General features: G+C 63.7%; 16 protein-coding genes and 2 pseudogenes. 8 read left to right on the top strand and 10 right to left on the bottom strand.

Going from position 1 to position 20,975, the window contains the following annotated elements:
- Positions 1 to 40: 40 nt before the first annotated feature.
- Positions 41 to 274 (bottom strand): annotated as a pseudogene (locus IVA96_RS16260) (sortase); the annotation flags it as partial.
- 15 nt (positions 275 to 289) lie between these two features.
- Here IVA96_RS16260 and IVA96_RS16255 point away from each other — a divergent pair.
- A pseudogene (locus IVA96_RS16255) lies at positions 290 to 397 on the top strand (transcriptional regulator); the annotation flags it as partial.
- 80 nt (positions 398 to 477) lie between these two features.
- Here the strand turns inward: IVA96_RS16255 and IVA96_RS16250 are convergent.
- Together IVA96_RS16250 and IVA96_RS16245 are read right to left on the bottom strand one after the other, a co-directional pair.
- On the bottom strand, positions 478 to 1,701 hold the full coding sequence (locus IVA96_RS16250) for an ABC transporter substrate-binding protein (RefSeq protein ID WP_247418236.1): 1,224 nt from the start codon (positions 1,699 to 1,701) through the stop codon (positions 478 to 480).
- Positions 1,702 to 1,778: 77 nt separating this feature from the next.
- The gene (locus tag IVA96_RS16245; protein WP_247418235.1) at positions 1,779 to 3,329 is read right to left on the bottom strand and encodes a long-chain fatty acid--CoA ligase; all 1,551 of its coding nucleotides are present in this window, start codon (positions 3,327 to 3,329) and stop codon (positions 1,779 to 1,781) included.
- A 261-nt stretch (positions 3,330 to 3,590) separates the two neighbouring features.
- Between IVA96_RS16245 and IVA96_RS16240 the strand changes: the two genes are divergently transcribed.
- The 7 genes from IVA96_RS16240 (at position 3,591) to IVA96_RS16210 (ending at position 12,469) form a co-directional block, all read left to right on the top strand.
- Positions 3,591 to 4,727, top strand: a complete 1,137-nt coding sequence (locus tag IVA96_RS16240; protein WP_247281934.1) for an acyl-CoA dehydrogenase family protein — start codon at positions 3,591 to 3,593, stop codon at positions 4,725 to 4,727.
- A gap of 129 nt (positions 4,728 to 4,856) precedes the next feature.
- The gene (locus IVA96_RS16235) at positions 4,857 to 6,020 is read left to right on the top strand and encodes an acyl-CoA dehydrogenase family protein (RefSeq protein ID WP_247281933.1); all 1,164 of its coding nucleotides are present in this window, start codon (positions 4,857 to 4,859) and stop codon (positions 6,018 to 6,020) included.
- Positions 6,017 to 6,673 (top strand): glutathione S-transferase family protein, encoded by a 657-nt coding sequence (locus tag IVA96_RS16230; protein ID WP_247281932.1) that lies wholly within the window; start codon positions 6,017 to 6,019, stop codon positions 6,671 to 6,673. Before IVA96_RS16235 ends, IVA96_RS16230 begins: the two co-directional genes overlap by 4 nt.
- 215 nt (positions 6,674 to 6,888) lie before the next feature.
- A complete protein-coding gene (locus IVA96_RS16225) occupies positions 6,889 to 7,689 on the top strand; it encodes an AraC family transcriptional regulator (protein ID WP_247281931.1) in 801 nt (266 codons plus the stop codon).
- Between the two features lie 212 nt (positions 7,690 to 7,901).
- Positions 7,902 to 8,768, top strand: a complete 867-nt coding sequence (locus IVA96_RS16220) for a 3-keto-5-aminohexanoate cleavage protein (RefSeq protein WP_247418234.1) — start codon at positions 7,902 to 7,904, stop codon at positions 8,766 to 8,768.
- A 111-nt stretch (positions 8,769 to 8,879) separates the two neighbouring features.
- Positions 8,880 to 10,496, top strand: a complete 1,617-nt coding sequence (locus IVA96_RS16215; protein ID WP_247281929.1) for an acyl-CoA carboxylase subunit beta — start codon at positions 8,880 to 8,882, stop codon at positions 10,494 to 10,496.
- A complete protein-coding gene (locus IVA96_RS16210; protein ID WP_247418233.1) occupies positions 10,493 to 12,469 on the top strand; it encodes an acetyl-CoA carboxylase biotin carboxylase subunit in 1,977 nt (658 codons plus the stop codon). The genes IVA96_RS16215 and IVA96_RS16210 overlap by 4 nt, the downstream gene beginning before the upstream one ends.
- Positions 12,470 to 12,515: 46 nt before the next feature.
- On the opposite strand, the gene IVA96_RS16205 is transcribed toward IVA96_RS16210, so the two are convergent.
- The 7 genes from IVA96_RS16205 to IVA96_RS16175 form a co-directional block, all read right to left on the bottom strand.
- Positions 12,516 to 13,502, bottom strand: coding sequence for a dipeptide ABC transporter ATP-binding protein (locus IVA96_RS16205; RefSeq protein WP_247281927.1), 987 nt, complete (start codon positions 13,500 to 13,502; stop codon positions 12,516 to 12,518).
- Positions 13,499 to 14,506, bottom strand: a complete 1,008-nt coding sequence (locus tag IVA96_RS16200) for an ABC transporter ATP-binding protein (protein ID WP_247281926.1) — start codon at positions 14,504 to 14,506, stop codon at positions 13,499 to 13,501. Before IVA96_RS16200 ends, IVA96_RS16205 begins: the two co-directional genes overlap by 4 nt.
- A complete protein-coding gene (locus IVA96_RS16195; RefSeq protein ID WP_247281925.1) occupies positions 14,506 to 15,399 on the bottom strand; it encodes an ABC transporter permease in 894 nt (297 codons plus the stop codon). The genes IVA96_RS16200 and IVA96_RS16195 overlap by 1 nt, the downstream gene beginning before the upstream one ends.
- Positions 15,400 to 15,408: 9 nt before the next feature.
- The gene (locus IVA96_RS16190; RefSeq protein WP_247281924.1) at positions 15,409 to 16,356 is read right to left on the bottom strand and encodes an ABC transporter permease; all 948 of its coding nucleotides are present in this window, start codon (positions 16,354 to 16,356) and stop codon (positions 15,409 to 15,411) included.
- Between the two features lie 35 nt (positions 16,357 to 16,391).
- Positions 16,392 to 17,990 carry an ABC transporter substrate-binding protein gene (locus IVA96_RS16185; protein ID WP_247281923.1) on the bottom strand — a complete coding sequence of 533 codons (1,599 nt, stop codon included), beginning with the start codon at positions 17,988 to 17,990 and terminating at the stop codon, positions 16,392 to 16,394.
- Between the two features lie 247 nt (positions 17,991 to 18,237).
- Positions 18,238 to 19,788, bottom strand: a complete 1,551-nt coding sequence (locus IVA96_RS16180) for an AMP-binding protein (protein WP_247281922.1) — start codon at positions 19,786 to 19,788, stop codon at positions 18,238 to 18,240.
- An 18-nt stretch (positions 19,789 to 19,806) separates the two neighbouring features.
- On the bottom strand, positions 19,807 to 20,955 hold the full coding sequence (locus IVA96_RS16175; RefSeq protein ID WP_247418230.1) for an iron-containing alcohol dehydrogenase: 1,149 nt from the start codon (positions 20,953 to 20,955) through the stop codon (positions 19,807 to 19,809).
- Positions 20,956 to 20,975: the final 20 nt, after the last annotated feature.

The raw sequence follows: 20,975 nt of genomic DNA, 5'->3' as shown, positions 1-20,975 counted from the left end.
GGGCCGGCACCTTAGCAGCATCTTCGAGCGGATTGAAAAGCTAGCAGTCGGGATCAATCAAGACGGCGTGCAGGATGTAGCGCTCCGGACCGGCCATGACGGCATCGAACGGCCAACATGTGATCAACACCAGTTCAAACCGCTCTGTCGCGGGATCGATGGCCGATGCATCGAAATGCACCACCGCAGATGAGTCGGCGCGATAGCGAAAGTGCCTGCCGTCGCGGCGGGTGATGTCGATCACGTCGTCAACGGCAACATTCCGCAAGAATCGCGCTCAAAAACCCCCGAGCCGTCTTTGGGAAGGATCGCGCCCGATGACGCCAATCAAGCTTTGTATCGAAAGCATCTGCGACGCACGGTGGAGGAGCGCTTCGCGCTCTTCCTGCCGGGGTAGCCACGCTTTGAATGCATTCGCGCCAAAGATAGCGGCCCTTTCGGCCGCTATCTTGCTTGGGCATGTCGAGCTGATGCGGATTAGCCGCCCGTTTCCGCGCTGATGATATCCCCGAACAGTTCCCACTGACCAGCCTTGAAGCGGATCATCTTGAGCTGCTCGATCGGCGCGAAATCGTTGGCGCCGGTGTTAACCTTGATACCGGGGATCAGCGTGTCCGGCGCAAAGCCGTTCAGGCTGGCAGCCTGCTTCATCACGTTCTCCCGGGTCAGCTCGTCCCCGCACTGCTTCAGCGTCTGGACCAGGGTCTGCGCGGCGGCGTAGCCGTAGACGAGATTGGTATCGGAGACGTTGGCGCCCGGCATGTACTTGTCGATGAAGGCAATGAACTTCTTTATGCCCTCGTCGTCCTTCCATTGCGGGTCGGACGCGTCCTTCAAATAGGTCGCAGACAGCACGCCTTCCGAAGCATCGAGGCCGGCGGGCTTCATCACCGCGCCGATCGAGATCGACACGTCGGTCATCACATGCATCGGTTTCCATTCAAGCTCGGCGATCTTCTTGATCGCCTGCGCCGCGAATTTCGGCGTCGAGATATTGACGAGGACATTGGCGCCGGTGCCCTTCAGCTTGACGATGTGGGAATCGATCGACGGCTCGGTGGTCTCGTAGCTCTCCTCCGCCACGATCAGCGAAGAGGCTTTTTCGCCGAAGATCTCCTTGATGCCGGCGACGTAGTCTTTGCCGAAATCGTCATTGGCATAGAAGATCGCGACCTTGGCATCGGGCTTCGCCTGCAAGATGTACTTAGCGAAGATCCGTGCCTCGACCCGGTAGCTCGGCTGAAAGCCCATGGTCCAGGGAAAACCCTTCGGGTCGTTCCATTTGCTGGCGCCTGTTGCAAGGAAGAGCTGCGGCACCTTCTTGACGTTGTGATATTTCTGCACGGCCGTCTGGGTCGGGGTGCCCAGCGCGTTGAAGACCAGGAACACCTCATCGCTCTCGATCAGCTTGCGAACCTGTTCGACGGTCTTGGGCGGCGAGTAGCCGTCATCATAGGAGATCCAGTTGATCTTGCGGCCGTTGATGCCACCCTGGTCGTTGATCATCTTGAAATAGGCTTCCTCGGTTTTGCCGATGATGCCGTAGGCGGAAGCCGGACCGGAATAGGCTTCGACATTGCCGATCTTGATCTCGGTGTCGCTGGCACCGGTGTCGTATTTCTTTTGCGCGTAGGCACCTTGTACCGAGAGCAATGACAGTGCCGCTGCCGCGGCGAGCAGGGCGAGTTTCTTGTTTTTCATGGCAATTCCTTGGGGCTTTCTTGTGGGTTGGAGCAGGCACTTCGAAAAGAAAAAGCGCCCACGAGGGGGCGCTTTGGTCAGGCGGTGGCGACTTTCTCGTCGACTTCGGAAGCCACCGAGAACTCCTTGCGCAAGGTCGGCTTGTGGATCTTGCCGGTGGCGTTGCGCGGCAGCGCCTCGACGAAGCGGATCTGGCGCGGGCATTTGAAGCGCGCGAGGTTGGCCCCGCAATGTGCGAAAACTTCGGCCTCGGTCAGCTTCTGGCCCGGCTTGACCGCAACGATGGCAAGGCCCACTTCGCCCCATTGCGGATCGGGAATCCCGATCACTGCGGCTTCCGCGATGGCGTTGAGCTGATGCAGGACGTTCTCGACCTCGGCCGGATAGACGTTCTCGCCGCCGGAAATGTACATGTCCTTCCAGCGGTCGACGATGTAGTAGAAACCTTCTTCGTCGACGCGTGTGGCATCGCCCGTATGCAGCCAGCCGTCCGTAAACGACGTCTTGTTTGCTTCCGGCCTGTTCCAGTAACCGGGCGTGATGTTGGGCCCCTTGACCCAGAGTTCGCCGACCTCGCCGACATCGGCATCGCTGCCGTCGGGTCGCACGATGCGGACCTCGGTGTGCAGCACCGGCTTGCCAGCGGAGCCGGCCTTGCGCGCAGCATCCTCGCGATCGAGCACCAGCACGGCCGGCGATGTCTCGGTCATGCCATAGCCCTGCTGAAGCGCGACGCCGCGCGCTTCCCACACTTTCAGCAGCGCCACCGGCATCGGCGCGCCGCCGACACCGCCGACGATCAGCCGGCTGAGATCGGTGGTCGCGAAGGCGGGGTGTTGCGCCATGAACTGGTAGATCGCGGGCACGCCGAAGAAGACGTTGATGCCCTGCGCGGGATCGTTGATGAGGCCGAGCGCAGTGCCGGGATCGAAGGCGCGCATGATCATCACCGTGCCGCCGGCATGCAGCACCGGATTGGTGTAGCAATTGAGACCACCGGTGTGGAACAGCGGCAGCACGGTGAGCAGCACCGAGGACAGTCCGATGCAGGCCGGGCCGCCGAGATTGACGCAATTCCAGAAGGTCATGCCATGGGTGATGGTCGCGCCCTTCGGATGTCCGGTCGTGCCCGACGTGTACATGATGGTCGAGACGTCATCGAGCGTGACTTCTTCGGCGCGGTCGAGCGGTTTGGCGGCGTCGATGCCAGCCTCATAGGCCCCGCCGGGGCCGAGCAGCAGGCTGGTTGCGACACCGCAGAGCTTCGCCACGCTCAGCGCCGTCTCGGCCAGGTCGGCGTCGTGGATCATCACCTTCGGCGCGCAGTCGCCCGTGATGAACTGGAGTTCGGGAACGGTGAGGCGGGTATTCAGCGGCACGAAGATGGCGCCGAGCCGTCCGCAGGCGAACTGCACCTCCAGCGTATCGGTGGTGTTCAGCGCCAGCACCGCGACGCGGTCACCGCGCGAGACGTTGAGCGTGTGGCGCAGGAATGAGGCGAGGCGCGAGACACGGGCATCGAGCTCCGAATAGGTGAAGCGGCGCTCACTGGCGAGGTCGATGACTGCCACCTTGCCGGGCGTGCGCCGGCCATGATGAGCGATCCAGTCGTAGTAACGAACGGCCACATATCCCTCCCTCGGCGCTCTTGCGCCGCCATGTTATTTATTGCCATGCACCAGGCCCGGCGTGGCCTTGCTGGGCCAGCCGGAGTTGTGTGCACCATATTTTTGATCCGGAGTTGGCCTGCGAGGAGCGAAAATCGTCTTGCGTCAAGTTGCTGGCGCTTGAAGAGGACCGGCCCTCTCCGGCCAGCCACTTGGCGCAAGTGAAACCAACAAAGTTCCGGCCATGCTGGCCGAGGCGAATCCGTACGAGGCGAGAGTGCCATGAAGAGCCCGTTCTACACTGCGGAGCATGACGCCTTTCGCGATGTCATGCGCCGCTTCGTCGAGAAGGAGATCGCGCCCTTCGCCCATGAATGGGACGAAGCCGGCGAATTCCCGCGCGCGCTCTATCGCAAGGCGGCCGAGATCGGGCTGTTGGGGCTCGGATTCCCGGAGGAATATGGCGGGATCGCCGCCGACCAGTTCATGAAGATCGTGGCGAGCCAGGAGCTCGCGCAGGCTGGTGCCGGCGGTGTCAGTGCCAGCCTGATGAGCCACACCATCGGCTCGCCGCCGATCGCCCGCGCGGCGCGCCCCGAGATCAGGGCGCGTGTGCTGCCGCAAATCCTCGCTGGCGAGAAGATTTCAGCGCTCGCCATCACCGAGCCGGGCGGCGGCTCCGATGTCGCGAACCTGCGCACCCGGGCGCTGCGCGACGGCGATCACTACGTTGTGAGCGGGGAGAAGACCTTCATCACCTCAGGGATGCGTGCGGATTATCTGACCGTTGCGGTGCGTACCGGTAGCGAGGGCGCCGGCGGCGTCAGCCTGCTACTGATCGAGGGCAACAGGCCCGGCCTGTCGCGCACGAAGCTGAAGAAGATGGGCTGGTGGGCTTCCGACACCGCGACGTTGCATTTCGACGAATGCCGCGTGCCCGCCGAAAATCTGATCGGCGAGGAAGGTCAGGGCTTCAAGATCATCATGCAGAACTTCAACAGCGAGCGCATGGGCATGGCCGCGAGCTGCACCGCCTTCGCCCGGGTCTGCCTGGATGAGGCGATTGCCTATGCCAAGGAGCGCAAGACCTTCGGCAAGCCGCTCGCCCAGCATCAGGTGATTCGCCACAAGATCGTCGACATGGCGCAGAAGGTCGCCGCCTCCCAGGCGATGCTGGAGATGCTGGCCTGGCGACTCGAGCAGGGCGAAAGCCCGGTCGCCGAAATCTGCATGATGAAGAATCAGGCGACGCAAACCATGGCCTTCTGCGCTTCGGAAGCGGTGCAGATTTTCGGCGGCGCCGGCTTCATGCGCGGCATCAAAGCCGAGCGCATCTACCGCGAGGTCAAGGTCAATGCCATTGGCGGCGGCACCGAGGAGATCATGAAGGATCTGGCATCGAGGCAGATGGGTTTGTGATTGAGGCTGTCATTCCGGGGCGCAGAGCGCAACGGAGCGAGCCGGGATTCCATCGGGCAGCGACTACCGGAGGGGAATGGATTCCGGGCTCATCGCTCCGCGATGTCCCGGAATGACGAAGGGAAAGACATGCTATTCACCGACCATGACGACATCCGCCGGTCCTTGCAGAAATTCATCGCCAATGAGATCAACCCTCATGTCGATGAATGGGAGAAGGCCGACATCTTTCCGGCGCATGAGCTGTTCAAGAAGATGGGCAGCCTCGGCTTTCTCGGATTGAACAAGCCCGTGGAGTTCGGCGGCTCAGGTCTCGACTACTCCTACGCGCTGATGATGGCAGAGGAGCTCGGGGCCATCACTTGCGGCGGTGTCCCGATGGCCATCGGCGTGCAGACCGACATGGCGACGCCGGCGCTGGCGCGGTTCGGCTCGGACGAGGTGCGGCACGAGTTTCTGGCGCCGTCGATCTCGGGGGACTATGTCGCCTGCATCGGCGTCTCCGAGCCCGGCGCAGGATCGGACGTCGCCTCGATCAAGACCAATGCACGCTCGGATGGCGATGATTACGTCATCAATGGCGGCAAGATGTGGATTACCAACGGCACGCAAGCCGATTGGATCTGCCTGCTGGCCAATACGGGCGAGGGGCCCGTCCATCGCAACAAGTCGCTGATCTGCGTGCCCATGAAGAGCAAGGGCGTCACAATCGCGCGAAAACTCGACAAAATGGGCATGCGCTCGTCAGACACCGCGCAGATTTTCTTCGACGATGTCCGCGTGCCCAAGCGCAACCGGATCGGTGAGGAGGGTAAAGGCTTCACCTACCAGATGATCCAGTTCCAGGAGGAGCGGCTCTGGGGCGCGGCGGCCTGCCTGAAGGCGCATGAATACATCATCGATCAGACCATCGAATACACCCGCAACCGCAAGGCGTTCGGAAAGTCGATCCTCGACAATCAGGTCGTGCACTTCAAGCTCGCGGAGATGCAGACCGAGGTCGAGCTGCTGCGCGCGCTGATCTATCGGGCCGCCGAGCAGCTGGTCGCCGGCGAGGACGTCACCAGGCTCGCCACGATGGCCAAGCTGAAGGCCGGGCGACTCGGCCGTGAGCTCACCGACGCCTGCTTGCAATATTGGGGCGGAATGGGCTTTACCAACGAGACGCCGGTCAGCCGCGCCTATCGCGACAGCCGTCTGACCTCGATCGGCGGCGGTGCCGACGAGGTCATGCTGATGGTCCTCTGCAAGATGATGGGCACGTTGCCCGGCAGTAAAGGAAATGCGTCATGATCACGCTCTACCACTGCGAGGCCGCGCGCTCGTTCCGCCCGCTCTGGATGCTGGAGGAGATGAGGCTGCCCTATGAATTGAAGATGCTGCCGTTCCCGCCGCGGGTGTTCGCGAAGGATTATCTCGGCATCAATCCGCTCGGCACGATCCCCTTCCTGATCGACGGCGAGACGCGGATGACCGAATCCTCCGGCATCTGCCACTATCTCGGCATGAAATATGGTCCGACGCCGCTGATGGTCGGCCCCGAAGATCCCGCCTACGGCGCGTTCCTGAACTGGATGTATTTCAGCGATGCCACGCTGACCTTCCCGCAAACGCTGGTGCTCCGGTACACCCAGCTCGAGCCGGAGGAGCGCCGCAATCCGCAGGTCGCCGGAGACTATGCGAAATGGTTCCTGGGACGCTTGCGCGCCGTTGAGGCAGCCACCGCAAATGCCGAAACCTTGTGCGCCGGCCGCTTCACAGCCGCTGACATTGTCATTGGTTATGCCCTCCGCCTTGCCGACAATATTGGGCTGGCCAGGGATTTCGGGCCAAATGTCGCAGCCTATTGGGCGCGCCTGCAGCAACGCGACGGCTTTAAGCGCGCGGTTGCTGCGGAACAGAGGGCAGGCGTCGAGCAGAACGTCGCACCGCGGGTGCGGGCGTAAGCTTCAGCCCGTCATTCCGTGGCGGTGCGCAGCATCGAGCTACGGCGCATCGTTGCGCACCTGAGAATCTCGGGGTTCCGGGTTCGGTCCTGCGGACGGCCGCGGAATGACTGGCCGTGTCTTTTGACAGCGCTATCCTATCGTGACAGCGCCCAAATTTCCGCTAAGGTGACCTCCGTCCGCAGCGGCCAGAGAGCCGCGCGAGGAGGACCCCAATGGAAGATACAGGTCGCGAATCCGACCATTTGATGCTGATCACGCCGGAACGGGTATTCTATGCCGGCCTGCTCGGCCGCCCCCGCAAGCGGACCCCGGGCTGCTGCCATATCTATGTCGCGGTGAAGGGCAGCCTGCATCTGACGATCGACGACGTCCATACCTCCGACGAATTGATCGTGACCCTGCCCAACCAGCGGCACACCATCGCCAGCGATTATCGCAGCGTGATCAGCGTGACGTTGGAGCCTGAGAGCATGCCGGATGGTGTGATCGAGGCTTTGGCCGGGCGGCTGCGGGGACCGGACAAGACTGCCTATGCCCGCAAGATCCTCGCCGCCTACGCGCTACTTCGCCAGCGCCGCTACGGTGACATCACCACCGCCGAGTTCGACGAGATGTGTTTTGGCGAGGCACTGCCGCGCCGCGTGCTCGATCCGCGCGTGATCCGCGCGGTCGCGCGCATCGAGCGCTTCTCCGGCGAGCCGGTCACGGCCGATACTTGCGCAGCCGAAGCGGGATTGTCCGCCTCGCGCTTCCTGCACCTGTTCAAGGAAGAGACCGGCATCTCGTTCCGGTCCTTCCGCGCCTGGAAGCGTGCGCGGCATCTCTTGCACTACGCCAACCAGGACCTCAACCTCGCCCATCTCGCGCAGGACATCGGCTATCCCGATTCCACCCACTTCAGCCACTCGATACGCCGCTTCTACGGCCTGAAGCCGCGCGCGATCTTCGTCGGCTCACGCGATCTCGCGATCTATCGCAGCACCGAGACGGTGCGGATGGCCGAGGCGAGTTAGCGTCCCTCTCGTAGGGTGGGCAAAGGTGCAATGCGCCATGCCCACCACCTGTCCCGGATCGCGATAGAAGAGGTGGGCACGCTTCGCTTTGCCCACCCTACGAAGCTCGTCGTTTTCCAGCTTCTCCGCGCAAGAAGCCGCATGCCGCGCGTCACATGATCGGAAGCGTTGAATTCTCAACGTGCGAGACACCAAGTCATGAGCGTCAAGGCATGAGCGACAAGGCCGTCATCACCTGCGCGCTGAACGGCGTGCTGACCGATTCGAAGCAGCACAACGTGCCTGTGACGCCCGAAGAGATGGCGCGCGAGGCCAAGGCTGCGTTCGACGCCGGCGCGTCCATCATGCACATTCATCTGCGCCAGCAGGCGCCGAACAAGGGCCACTTGCCGTCCTGGGAGGTGAGCGTCAGCAAGGAGATCCAGCAAGCGATTCGCGAGGCCTGCCCCGGCGTGATCATCAACCACACCTCGGGCGTGTCAGGGCCGAACTACTCAGGCGCGCTCGATTGCATTCGTGAGACGAAGCCGGAGATCGCGGCCTGCAACGCCGGCTCGCTGAACTATCTGAAGGTCAAGGCTGACAACAGCTGGGCCTGGCCGCCGATGATGTTCGACAACGCGGTCGAAAAGGTGAAGGACTATCTCGATGTCATGAACGCGGTCGGCACCATTCCCGAGTTCGAATGCTTCGACGTCGGCATCGTCCGCTGCGTCGGCATGTACCACCAGGTCGGCATGTACAAGGGGCCGCTCGAATATAACTTCGTGATGGGCGTCGCCTCAGGCATGCCGTCTGATCCCGAGCTGTTGCCGATCCTGCTCAAGCTGAAGCGGCCCGAAGCGCATTGGCAGGTCACGGCCATCGGCCGCGAGGAGATCTGGCCGCTGCACCAGCGTTGCGCCGAGCTCGGCGGCCATCTACGCACCGGTCTCGAAGACACCTTCTATCTCGCCGACGGCAAGAAGGTGACGTCGAACGGTCAGCTGATCGAAGCCGTCGCTGCCTGCGCCCGGCGTGCCGGCCGCGAGATCGCAAGCCCCACCGAGGCGCGGAAGATCTTTGGGACGAAGCGCTGAACGTCGGTCCGGGGCGCGCGAAGCGCGAACCATGGTGCCCAATTGCGCACCTGAGAACCTCGAGATTCCGGGTTCGATGCTTCGCATCGCCCCGGAATGACGGAGTAAATTGTGTCCATTCTCGAAAACACCATTTCCCCCGGTAGCGCAGCCTACCACGCCAACCGCGACGGCATGCTTGCGCTGATCGACCGTATGCGCGCGCTGGAAGAGCGCACGCGGGCGGCGTCGGCGGCAGCGAAAGATCGCTTCCACAAGCGCGGCCAGCTTCTGCCGCGCGAGCGCGTCGCGCTGGTACTCGATCCCGGCGCGCCGTTCGTCGAGCTGTCGACGCTCGCCGGCTACAGGTTCGACGTGCCGGATCCGGACAAGAGCGTGCCCGGCGGCGGCGTCATTGCCGGCATCGGCTTTGTCTCGGGCGTCCGCTGCATGGTCAGTGCCAACGACGCCGGCATCGATGCCGGTGCGCTGCAACCTTACGGACTCGACAAGACGCTGCGGGTGCAGGAACTCGCGCTGGAGAACAAGCTGCCTTACGTCCAGCTCGTCGAAAGCGCCGGCGCCAATCTGTTGCGCTACCGCGTCGAGGATTTCGTCCGCGGCGGCAACATTTTTCGCAATCTCGCGCGGCTCTCGGCAGCGGGATTGCCGGTCGTCACCGTGACGCACGGCTCATCCACCGCCGGCGGTGCCTATCAGACCGGCCTCTCCGACTACATTGTCATGGTCCGCGGCCGCACCCGCGCCTTCCTTGCCGGGCCGCCGCTATTGAAAGCCGCGACGGGCGAGATCGCGACCGAAGAGGAGCTTGGCGGCGCCGAGATGCACACGCAGGTATCCGGCCTCGGCGACTATCTGGCCGAGGACGATCGCGACGCACTTCGCATCGCACGCGAAATCATGGCGGCGCTGCAATGGGACCGGCCGGGCAAAGCGGCTCTGCACTTCAAGCCACCGCGCTACAACCAGGACGAGCTCCTCGGCATCATGCCGATGGACCACAAGCGCCCGGTCGACATGAAACAGGTGATCGCGCGCATCGTCGACGATTCCGATTTCACCGAGATGGCGCCGAATTATGGTCCGGCCACGGTCTGCGGCCATGCCCGCATCGAGGGTCAGGCTATCGGCATCATCACCAACAACGGTCCGCTCGATCCCGCCGGCGCCAACAAAGCGACGCATTTCATCCAAGCCTGCTGCCAGACTCGCACGCCGCTGCTCTATCTGAACAACACCACCGGCTACATGGTCGGCAAGGCTTACGAAGAGGCCGGCATGATCAAGCACGGCTCGAAGATGATCCAGGCCGTGACCTCGGCGACGGTGCCGCAGATCACCCTCTATTGCGGCGCCTCGTTCGGCGCCGGCAATTACGGCATGTGCGGCCGCGGTTTCCATCCGCGCTTCTGCTTCTCCTGGCCGAATGCCAAGACCGCCGTGATGGGCGGCGAGCAGGCTGCAGAAACCATGGCGATCGTGACCGAGGCCGCTGCCGCGCGCCGCGGCAGACCGGTCGAGAAGGACAAGCTCGAGGCCATGAAGGCTGAGATCATCGGCGTGTTCGACGGTCAGATGGACGTGTTCTCGACCAGCGCGCGCGTGCTCGACGACGGCGTGATCGATCCGCGCGACACCGGCGCAGTGCTGTCCGAAGTGCTCGCGATCTGCCGCGAGGGTGATGCACGCACACCCCAGCGCATGCAATTCTCCGTGGCCCGCCCATGAGGAACGGATCAGTGCAGCACCGGCCGTTTTTCAAGGTCCTGATTGCCAACCGCGGCGAGATCGCTCTGCGCGTGATGCGCAGCGCGCGACGACTCGGCCTTGGTGTCGTCGCGGTCTATTCAGATCCCGATCGCGACGCCCTCCATGTGCGCCAAGCCGATCAAGCCGTGCGGATCGGCGAGGCGCTGCCGGCGCAATCCTATCTCAACATCCCCGCGATCATCGCCGCCGCCAAGGCGAGCGGCGCGGACGCTGTCCATCCCGGTTACGGCTTCCTCGCCGAGAACGAGGCGTTTGCGCGCGCCTGCAAGGAGGCGGGCCTCGTCTTCATCGGCCCTTCGCCGCAGGCGATCGAGGCGATGGGCAACAAGGCGGGCGCCAAGGAGATCATGAAGAAGGCCGGCGTGCCCGTCGTGCCCGGCTATCAGGGCGTCGACCAGGGTGACGAGGTGATGCTGTCGGAAGCCACAAGGATCGGCTTTCCCGTGATGATCAAGGCGGTCGCCGGCGGCGGCGGACGTGGCATGCGGCTCGTGACCGATGCAGCATCTTTTCCCGATGCGCTGCGCAGCGCGCGATCGGAGGCCAAGGCGGCGTTCGGCGATCCCACGGTCATCCTCGAACGGGCCATCCAGAACCCCCGCCATATCGAAATCCAGGTGTTCGGCGACAGCCACGGCAACGCCATCCATGTCGGCGAGCGCGATTGTTCGGTGCAGCGGCGGCACCAGAAGCTGATAGAGGAGGCGCCGTCGCCCGCCGTGACGCCGGAACTGCGCGCGAAAATGGGCGAGGTCGCCGTCGCTGCCATGAAGGCGCTGCGCTACGAGGGCGCCGGCACGTTGGAATTTTTGCTCGACCAGAGCGGCGAGTTCTACTTCATGGAAATGAACACGCGGCTCCAGGTCGAGCATCCCGTGACCGAGGCGATCACCGGGTTCGATCTCGTCGAGCTGCAGCTGCGCGTTGCGCGCGGCGAGCCGTTGCCGGTGAAGCAGCAGGATATCCGCTTCGAAGGCCACGCCATCGAGGTGCGGCTGTGCTCGGAAGATGCCGCACACGATTTCATGCCGCAGTCCGGCCGCATGGCGCGCTGGCAGGTGCCGGAAGGTATCCGCGTCGAGCATGCGCTGCAATCAGGCGCGGAGATCCCGCCGTTCTACGATTCCATGATCGCCAAGGTGATCAGCCATGGCACGACCCGCGAGGAGGCGAGGGGCCGGTTGATCGTCGGCCTCGAACAGCTCACGGCGTTTGGCGTGACCACCAATCAGGCATTCCTGATGTCCTGCCTGCGTCATCCTGGCTTTGCCCGGGGCGAGGCCACCACCGCCTTCATCGGCTCGCACCGCGATGAACTGTTTGCGCCGCGGACGGCCGCCGCCTTTGATACGGCGCTGGCCGGCCTGCTGCTCTACGCCACGAACCCGTGCGCGCCGTCATGGCGAACTGGACGGAGCCTTGCGACAACGTTTCCGCTGCCGGCAAAAGTCGAGATCGCAGGCCACACGCATGAGCTCGAAATCACGCGGGAGCGCGACGGGTGCTACGCCGTCGCAACGGATGGTCGGCAAGATCGATTCGAGATCGACCAGATCGATGCCGATGCCATCCGCTTCCGCCATGACGGCGTGATTGACAGCGCCAAATTCCTGCGCGATGGCGACCGGCTCTACGTCCAGCGCCGCGGCATCCATCTCGCGGTCGTCGATCTTACCCTGGCCGCGCCGAAGGCTGCCGCGAGCAATGGCGGTGACGGCAAGGTCCGCGCGGCCCTGAATGGTCGCGTCGTCGCCGTCCTGGCCAAGCCGGGCGATCGCGTCACCGCGGATCAGCCGGTGCTCACGCTGGAAGCGATGAAGATGGAGCACGTTCACAAGGCCGGCATCGACGGCATCGTCGCAGCGATCGATGTCGCCGAGGGCGAGCAGGTGACCACTGGGAAGATCATGGCTGAGATCGGGCCGGGGTAGCGGCGGCAAACTAACTTAACGCCCATGGGCCTTCACCGGGACGACATTAGAGAGGCCGCCCCGTCCCGTTATTGAGCAAACACGCGACCTGGTGCCCGCCGGCGGCATCCACCAGTGCCGGCCGTTCCACTCTGCACCGCTCCATCGCAAACCGGCAGCGCGTGTGAAACGCGCACCCCGAGGGCGGATTGACCGGGCTCGGCACGTCGCCATCGACCAGCGGCGCAAGTTTCTTCGCAAGCGGATTAGGGACCGGCACCGAGGCGAGCAGCGCCTGCGTGTACGGATGGCGCGGATTGCGGAACAGCTCGTCCTTGTCGGCAATCTCGACGATTCGCCCGAGATACATCACTGCGACGCGGTGGCTGATATGCGCGACCACGGCGAGATCATGCGCGATGAAGAGATAGGAGAAGCCGTGCTGCCGCTGTAGATCGATCAATAGATTGATCACTTGCGCCTGGATCGAGACGTCGAGCGCGGAGACCGGCTCGTCGCAGACGATCAGCCGCGGCTCCAGTGCCAGTGCCCGCGCGATGCAGATGCGCTGACGCTGGCCGCCGGAGAATTGATGCGGGAAGTTGCGCATCTGGTCTGGCCGCAAGCCGACTTGTTCAAAGAGCTTGGCGACGCGCCCCTCCAGCGCCTTGCCAGTGGCGAGTCCATGCACGGCCAGCGGCTCGCCGACGATGTCGCCCGCGGTCATGCGCGGATTGAGCGAGGCAAAGGGGTCCTGAAACACGATCTGCATCGAGCGGCGGTGCGGCCGCAGCGCCGTCTTCGAGAGATGGGTGATGTCCTCGCCCTCGAGACGAATTTGCCCTGAGGTCGGCTCGACCAGCCGCAGCACGCTCCGCGCCACCGTGGACTTACCGCAGCCGGATTCGCCGACGAGGCCGAGCGTCTCGCCGGTGCCGAGTGAAAACGACACGCCGTCGACCGCATGAACCGTGCCGACCTGCCGGCGCAGCACGCCGGCGCGGACCGGGTAGTGCTTTTTGAGGTCGGTGACTTCGAGCAGCGCTTCGGTCATGCCACCTCCGCCACTTCCGCCGCGCGCCAGCACGCCGCGAGATGGCCGCCGCCCCAGTCCGCCAGCGGCGGATACTCGGCCTCGCAACGCTTGATCGCGAGCGGGCACCGTGGCGCGAAGGCGCAGCCTTTCGGCAACCGCACCAGCGACGGCACGGTGCCGGGAATTTCGTTCAGCCGCGGCGGTGCGGCGACGCCGGACGCCGGCACGGCTGGAATCGAAGCCATCAGCCCACGCGTATAGGGGTGCTTTGGCGATGCAAACAGCGCTTCGACGCCGGCTTCCTCGACCTTCCGGCCCGCATACATCACGATCACGCGCTGCGCGGTTTGCGCGACGACGCCGAGATCGTGCGTGATCAGCACCAGCCCGGTGCCGAGCTCCTTCTGAAGGTCGAGAATCAGCGCCAAAATCTGCGCCTGGATGGTGACGTCGAGCGCGGTGGTCGGCTCGTCCGCGATCAGCAGCGCGGGCCGGCACGCCAGCGCCATCGCGATCATCGCGCGCTGGCGCATGCCGCCGGAGAGCTGGTGCGGATATTCCCGTGCGCGCCGCGCCGGCTCAGGGATGCGCACCAGCCGCAGCATCTCGACTGCGATATTCCCGGCCTCCTTGGCCGACAAGTTCCGGTGCAGCCGCACCGCCTCGGCGATCTGGTCGCCGATCCGCATCACCGGATTGAGCGATGTCATCGGCTCCTGGAAGATCATGGAGATGCGGTTGCCCCTGATAGCACGCATTTCCGCTTCATCCAGCGCTAGCAGATCGGTGCCTTCGAGCGTGACTGAGCCGCCGACAATGCGGCCGGGCGGATCGGGCACCAGCCGCATCAGTGACAGCGCCGTAACGCTCTTGCCGCAACCGGATTCGCCGACGATCGCCAGCGTCTCGCCGCGCCGCACTGTGAACGAGACGTCGTCAACCGCCTTGAAGAGGCCCGAATTGGTGAAGAACACCGTCTTCAGGTTCTTCACGTCGAGCACGAGATCGAATTTGTCAGCCATCAGCCGCGCTGCCGGGGATCGAGGATGTCGCGGAGGGCGTCGCCGAACAGATTGGCGCCGAATACCGCGAGGCTGATGGCGATGCCCGGGAAGATCACCAGCCACGGCGCAGTGCGGACATATTCGGCAGCGGATTCCGAGAGCATACGCCCCCACGACGGATAAGGTTCGGGAATGCCGAGGCCGAGGAAGGACAGCGAAGCCTCGGTCAGGATGGTCGAGCCGAGCTGGGCCGTCGCCAGCACGATCAGCGGCGCCAGCGTGTTCGGCAGCACGTGGCGCAGCGCGATCCGCATCTCGCTCATACCGATCGATTTTGCCGCTTCCACGAAGGGCTGTTCGCGCAGCGCCAGCGTGTTGGCGCGGATGACGCGCGCGACCGTTGGGATCAGCGGAATGGCGATGGCGAGGATGACGTTCGGCAGCGACGGACCCAGCGCCGCCGTCATCACCAGCGCCAGCACGAGAAGCGGCAGCGCCTGGAGAACATCGGAGACGCGCTGGAACACGAGATCGACCCAGCCGGAGAGATAGCCGGAGGTGAGGCCAACGATCACGCCGATCGAGCCGCCGAGCGCCGTGGAGCCAAGCCCGACCGCGAGCGAGATCCGCGCGCCGTGGATGATACGGCTGAACACGTCGCGGCCGAAGGAATCGGTGCCCATCCAGTGCGCAAGGCTCGGGCGCGCCAGCGCTCGGGCGGAATCGACCGTTAGCGGATCGTAGCGCGCGATGAAATCGGCGAAGATCGCAGTCAACACGAAGATCGTCATGATGACGAGCCCCGCCGCGCCCAGCACGTGCCGCTGCGTCATGAACAGCACGCGCCTCCAGCCGCCGGTCGCATGTGCGCCGGCGCGCCTTAATTCGAGATCATAGTCGATCGCAGTCAAGCTGATCTCCTAGTCCGTATACCTGATCCGCGGGTCGAACACCGCGTAAAGCATGTCGACGGTGAAATTCGCGAAGACGACGACGACCGCAATGAACATCACGAGGTTCTGCACGATCGGGTAATCGCGCCAGCGGATCGCCTCGACCAGGAAGCGGGCGACGCCGGGGATGTTGAACACGGTCTCGGTGACGATCAGCCCGCCGATCAGGAACGCCGCCTCGATGCCGATCACGGTGATGACGGGCAGGATCGCGTTCTTCAGCGCGTGGTGATAGTTCACGGCAGCATCGGATGCGCCCTTGGCGCGGGCGGTGCGGATATAATCCTGCCGCAGCACCTCCAGCATCGAGGAGCGGGTGATGCGCATGGTCAGCGCGGCGCTGCGGAAGCCGACCGCGGCCGCCGGCACGGCATAGGTGGCAAACGCTTCGAGCCAGGTCTGCGGATTGGGATTGAAGATCGGCATCTGCCCGAACATCGCCACCGACGCGGTCAGGATCAAAAGGCCAAGCCAAAACGAGGGCAGCGACAATCCGCTGAGGCTGACGACACGCAGGGCATAGTCGAGTTTTGTGCCCTGCTTCACGGCGCTGATGACGCCGAGCGGGATGCCGATGGACGCCGAGAACAACAGCGCAAGGCCGGCAAGCCGCGCCGTGATCGGAATCCGCGGCAGGATCTCCTGCAGCGCCGGCTTCTCCGAGACGTAGGAATAACCAAAGTCGCCGCGCAGAAGACCGCCGATCCAGTGCCAATATTGCACGATCAGCGGTTGGTCGATGCCGAGCTCCTTCTCCAGATTGGCCTTGTCGGCGGGATCGACGTAGCCGGCCGCTGCGAACAGAATGTCGACGATGTTGCCGGGGACGATGCGCAGCAGGAAGAAGATGACGATCGAGATCCCGAACAGGGTCACGAGCATCAGGAACAGGCGCCGCACCAGATAGGAAAACATGCACCGCCTCCTATCGAACCCGTCAGCTGCCCGCGCTACTTGTCGATCCAGACGTCCTCGTAGCGAAAGCCGTTATAGGAGCTGTTCGACATGATCGTGATCCCCTTGACATAGGGCTGCCAGCAGGTGCCGGCCCGCGCATGGAAGATGATCGGCCGGGCGACGTCCTCCTGCAGCTTCTTGTCGATGTCCCAGACCAGTTGCTTGCGCTTGCCTATTTCGATCTCTTGGGACTGCACGTCGAACAGCTTCTCGATCTCCTTGTTGCAGTAATTGGTGTAGTTCCGCTCCGAACCACAGGAGTAGTTTTCGTAGAATGACTGATCGGGATCGTCGACGGAATTGCCGGTCAAGTTCAGGCCGAGCATGTAATCCTTGCGTGCGACCTTCGGGAACCAGTTCGCCGTCTCCACGACGTCGAGCTCGCCGTCGATATAGATGCTCTTGAGCTGGTCGATCAGGATCACCGCGGGATCGCGATATTCCGCGAGATTGCGCGTCGAGACCTTCACCGCGAGGTGCTTGTCGGGGCCGTAGCCCGCCTTCTGCATCAGCTTCTTGGCCTCCTCCCGGCTCGCGTTCACGTTCGGGCCATAGCCTGGAATGGTCTCGAGCTTGTCCTTGGGCATGCCCCAGATGCCCTGCGGCGGCGGGAGCATGGTGCCGCCGATATCGGCCTGGCCTTCGAACAGGATGTCGACGAAGGCTTTGCGGTCGAGCGCCATCGCCATCGCCCGGCGAATATCGATGTTGTCGAATGGCGGGGACGCCGAATTGACGATGATGTTGGTCGAAACGTTGGTCGGCTCGACGGCGCAGATCGCGTTCGGCGCCTGCGACTTGATGTCTTTGAGGAGCGGGATGGTAATGTGCGTCGGGAAGGTCATGTCGAACTTGCCGGCGACGAAGGCGAGGATGGCAGTCGAGCGGTTGGTGATGATCGTGTACTCGATGCCGTCGAGATAGGGCAGGCCCTTCTTCCAGTAGTCAGGGTTTCGCGTCAGCTTGATCGATTCATTGGCCTTGAACTCGACGAATTTGAACGGGCCGGTTCCGACCGGGTGGGTGCGCATGTCGGCCGGCGAGACGTGACAGGGATAGATCGGCGTATAACCGGATGCGAGCATCGCCAGCAGCGACGGCTGTGGCCGTTTGAGGTCGAATGAGACCTCGAAATCGCCGTTCGGCGCGACGTCGTTGACCTCGTTGTACCAGGCCTTGCGCGGATTCTGCCGCAGCTTCTGCTGCGATTTGCCCATCAGGAGATCGAAGGTGCATTTGACGTCGGCCGACGTGAACGGCTTGCCATCGTGCCACTTCACGCCCTGACGCAGCTTGAACGTCAGCTTCTTGTTGTCGCCGCTCCAGGACCAGCTCTCGGCCAGCTCTGGCCTGACGGTCTCAGGGCTGTTCTGCGCTATGTGCTGATCATAGATGACCAGATTGTTGAACACCCCCATGAAGGGCACGTTGATCGAATAGGTCGCGCCCTCGAGGATGGACGCATTGGCCGGGCTGTCGCGATGATACATCCGCAGGATACCGCCCTGCTTGGGCTCGCCGGCAAGCGCAATGGTCGAAAACGCCAGCAAAGATAGCGCCGCCGTCGCGGCGAGCGCCCGCACGCTCCGCATCCTCGTCCTCCCTGGACATCGGCCTTTTGGCCTGTTTGAGGGGACGATAGCGATGGGCGTGAAGGGAGGCAACCGGCAAGGCCGTCCACGCTCTCGACAATTCGGATGACGGAAGGCCGCGGCGCTGTTCTCTCACGATGTCACAGTGCGGTGCGAAGGACGGTTCCTTTCGGGGCGCAGCCAACAAACGCCAGCGTTGTCCCAAATCGGTGCGCGCTGGGACAACAACCGAGTTTGTGGCTGCGCCTCACACGATACGCGACGCCTTGTTCCCCCAGTACCTGTCCCGCAGCAGCCGCTTGTACAGTTTCCCCGTCGGCAGTCGCGGCAATTCCTTTTCGAAATCGACCGAGCGCGGCACCTTCTGCCGCGACAGCGATTTTGCGCAGAACGCGATCAGCTCTTCCGCGAGCGCCGGGCCCGGCACCACGCCTGGCATCGGCTGCACCACCGCCTTCACCTCTTCGCCGAGATCGGCATTGGGCACGCCGAACACCGCGGCGTCGGCGACTTTCGGATGGGTGATCAGCAGATTCTCGCATTCCTGGGGGTAGATGTTCACGCCACCGGAGATGATCATGAAAGTCGCGCGATCGGTGAGGTAGAGGAAGCGGTCCTTGTCGACATAGCCAACGTCGCCGACCGTGCTCATGCTGCCGTCGGCAGAGCGCGCCTCCCGGGTCTTTTCGGGATCGTTGAAATATTCGAACGGCGAGGCCGTCTTGAACCAGATCTGCCCAGGCGTGCCGGTCGGGCACTCCCTCATGTTCTCGTCGAGAATGTGGAGGTCGCCGAGCAGCACCTTGCCAACCGTGCCGCGATGGGCGAGCCACTCCTCGCTGTTGCAGGCGGTGAAGCCGAGTCCTTCGGTGGCGCCGTAATATTCGTGGATAATCGGTCCCCACCATTTGATCATGTCGTCCTTGACCAGGGCCGGGCAGGGCGCCGCGGCATGGATCGCGATCTCCAGCGAGGATAGGTCATAGCGGATGCGTACTTCCTCCGGCAGTTTCAGCATGCGCGAGAACATCGTTGGCACCAGCTGGGTGTGGGTGATGCCCCATCGTTCGACGAGCTGGAGGTAACGTTCCGGATCGAAACTCTCCATGATGACGACGGTCCCGCCCATGCGGATCGTGAGGTTCACGGCAGCTTGCGGCGCGGAGTGATACAGCGGTGCCGGCGATAGATAGACCATGCCCTCGCGGTAGTGCCAAAGTTTCGTCAGGAAATCGAATAGCGGCAGATTGTGCTTTGGCGGCTCCTCCGGCAGCGGTCGCAGGATGCCCTTGGGCCGTCCGGTCGTGCCCGACGAATACAGCATGGCGGTGCCGAGCCACTCATCCGCGATCGGCGTTGTCGGCAGACCGGCGGTCACGTCGGCCAGGCCGACGATGCGCTCGCTCTCGCCAGGACCGTCGGCGACGACGCAGAGCCTGACGTCGGGGCAAGCCTGTATGGCTTCGCGCGCGATGTCGAGCTTCGCCATTGACGTGATCAGGATCTTGGACTGGCTGTTGACGAGGAGATAGGCGAGCTCGCCCGGCGTCAGGAAGGAGTTGATGCAGGTGTAGTAGAGGCCAGAGCGCTCGCCCGCGGCGCAGGCTTCGAGATAGCGCGAATTGTTCTCCATGAAGATCGAATAATGATCGAGCCGCTTCAGGCCGTGCCTACGAAACAGATGCGCGAGGCGGTTACTGCGCGCCTCCAGCTCGCGATAGGTGACGGTCTCGTCCGTCGCCGCCATGATGAAGGCAGGCTGAAGCGGGCGTAGGCGGGCATGCTGACCTGGGTACATCAGTCCTCCGGCTTTGGATCATGCGGCAAGAAGCAGGATTTCGCGCACTTGCGCGGGGCCATCGATCTTGCGGGGATTTCGCGGGATCCAGTTCGTGCGCATCGCCTGTTCGGCGATGGCGTCGAAATGTTCCGGCGATACGCGCACCTCGGCGAGGCTGCGGGGCATGCCGAGCGAGCGGATGAAGGCATCGAGCACGTCGGCGGCATTTTGGCCGGGGAAGCCCATGGCAGCCGCGACGATCATCTGGCGCTCGGCATTGTCGCGCGCATTCCAGCGCATCACCGCCGGCAGCATGACGCAGGAGGTGTAGCCGTGCGGCACGTCGAAGGCTGCGCCCAGGACGTAGCCGATGCCGTGGCTCGCGCCCATGGGAACGCCGGCCGAAAGCGCGCCCATCGACAGCCATGTGCCGATCTGCGCATCCATCCGCGCGTCGAGATCGGCGGGATCGGCCTTCACCCGCGGCAGCGCATTGGCGAGCATGGCGAGGCCCTTCACCGATTGCGCGTCGGCGTAAGGGTGCGTTTCGCGCGAGCAGATCGCCTCGACGCAATGGTCGACGGCGCGAATGCCGGTGGACAGAAACAGCCATTCCGGCGTGTGCACGGTGATAGCGGGATCGAGGATGGTTGCGCGCGGCACCGTGAGCGGATGCCGCAACATCTGTTTCACATGCGAGCTGCGGTCGGTCACGCCCGCGATGGCGCTGAACTCGCCGCCGGCAATCGTGGTCGGCACGCTGATCTGCCGCACGCTCGGGGCGGTCAGCTCGGGCGCGATGCCCTTGTGGACGCGGATGCGCTCGATGCCGCCGATATCATCGATGCCATTGGCGAGGCAAAGCTGCACCGCCTTGGCGCCGTCGGTGATGGAGCCGCCGCCGACGGTGACGATCAGATCCGCGTTCACCTCGCGCGCCGCATGGGTAGCCACAGCCTCGCGCGGCGTATGCGCCGGCATGGCGTCGAACAGGCCGGCGCAGCGCTCGCCGAGCGCCTGCCTAATCTTTTTGATTTCGTCGGTCTTCCGGTTGAGCGTGCCCGAGACCATCAGGAAGGCGCGGCGCGTGCCCAGCCGGTCCATCTGCGCGACGATGGCTTCGGCCGCAGGATGGCCGAACACAACCTCCTCGATCGCGCCGTAAACGACACGTCCCTGGTGCACGCCTGTCCTCCCTGGACAAT

Origin of the sequence: Bradyrhizobium sp. 159 (genome assembly GCF_023073795.1) — a bacterium.
Taxonomy (GTDB): domain Bacteria; phylum Pseudomonadota; class Alphaproteobacteria; order Rhizobiales; family Xanthobacteraceae; genus Bradyrhizobium.
The sequence above is the reverse complement of the archived record's forward strand: the minus strand, read 5'-3'. Positions and strand labels throughout refer to the sequence as shown.

Excerpts from the sequence above, each read along its gene's own strand:
- IVA96_RS16180 (WP_247281922.1), bottom strand. The coding sequence starts at position 19,788 with ATGTACCCAGGTCAGCATGCCCGCCTACGCCCGCTTCAGCCTGCCTTC.
- IVA96_RS16185 (WP_247281923.1), bottom strand. The coding sequence starts at position 17,990 with ATGCGGAGCGTGCGGGCGCTCGCCGCGACGGCGGCGCTATCTTTGCTG.
- IVA96_RS16250 (WP_247418236.1), bottom strand. The coding sequence starts at position 1,701 with ATGAAAAACAAGAAACTCGCCCTGCTCGCCGCGGCAGCGGCACTGTCA.
- IVA96_RS16205 (WP_247281927.1), bottom strand. The coding sequence starts at position 13,502 with ATGACCGAAGCGCTGCTCGAAGTCACCGACCTCAAAAAGCACTACCCG.
- IVA96_RS16225 (WP_247281931.1), top strand. The coding sequence starts at position 6,889 with ATGGAAGATACAGGTCGCGAATCCGACCATTTGATGCTGATCACGCCG.
- IVA96_RS16235 (WP_247281933.1), top strand. The coding sequence starts at position 4,857 with ATGCTATTCACCGACCATGACGACATCCGCCGGTCCTTGCAGAAATTC.
- IVA96_RS16190 (WP_247281924.1), bottom strand. The coding sequence starts at position 16,356 with ATGTTTTCCTATCTGGTGCGGCGCCTGTTCCTGATGCTCGTGACCCTG.
- IVA96_RS16210 (WP_247418233.1), top strand. The coding sequence starts at position 10,493 with ATGAGGAACGGATCAGTGCAGCACCGGCCGTTTTTCAAGGTCCTGATT.
- IVA96_RS16200 (WP_247281926.1), bottom strand. The coding sequence starts at position 14,506 with ATGGCTGACAAATTCGATCTCGTGCTCGACGTGAAGAACCTGAAGACG.
- IVA96_RS16240 (WP_247281934.1), top strand. The coding sequence starts at position 3,591 with ATGAAGAGCCCGTTCTACACTGCGGAGCATGACGCCTTTCGCGATGTC.
- IVA96_RS16230 (WP_247281932.1), top strand. The coding sequence starts at position 6,017 with ATGATCACGCTCTACCACTGCGAGGCCGCGCGCTCGTTCCGCCCGCTC.
- IVA96_RS16220 (WP_247418234.1), top strand. The coding sequence starts at position 7,902 with ATGAGCGACAAGGCCGTCATCACCTGCGCGCTGAACGGCGTGCTGACC.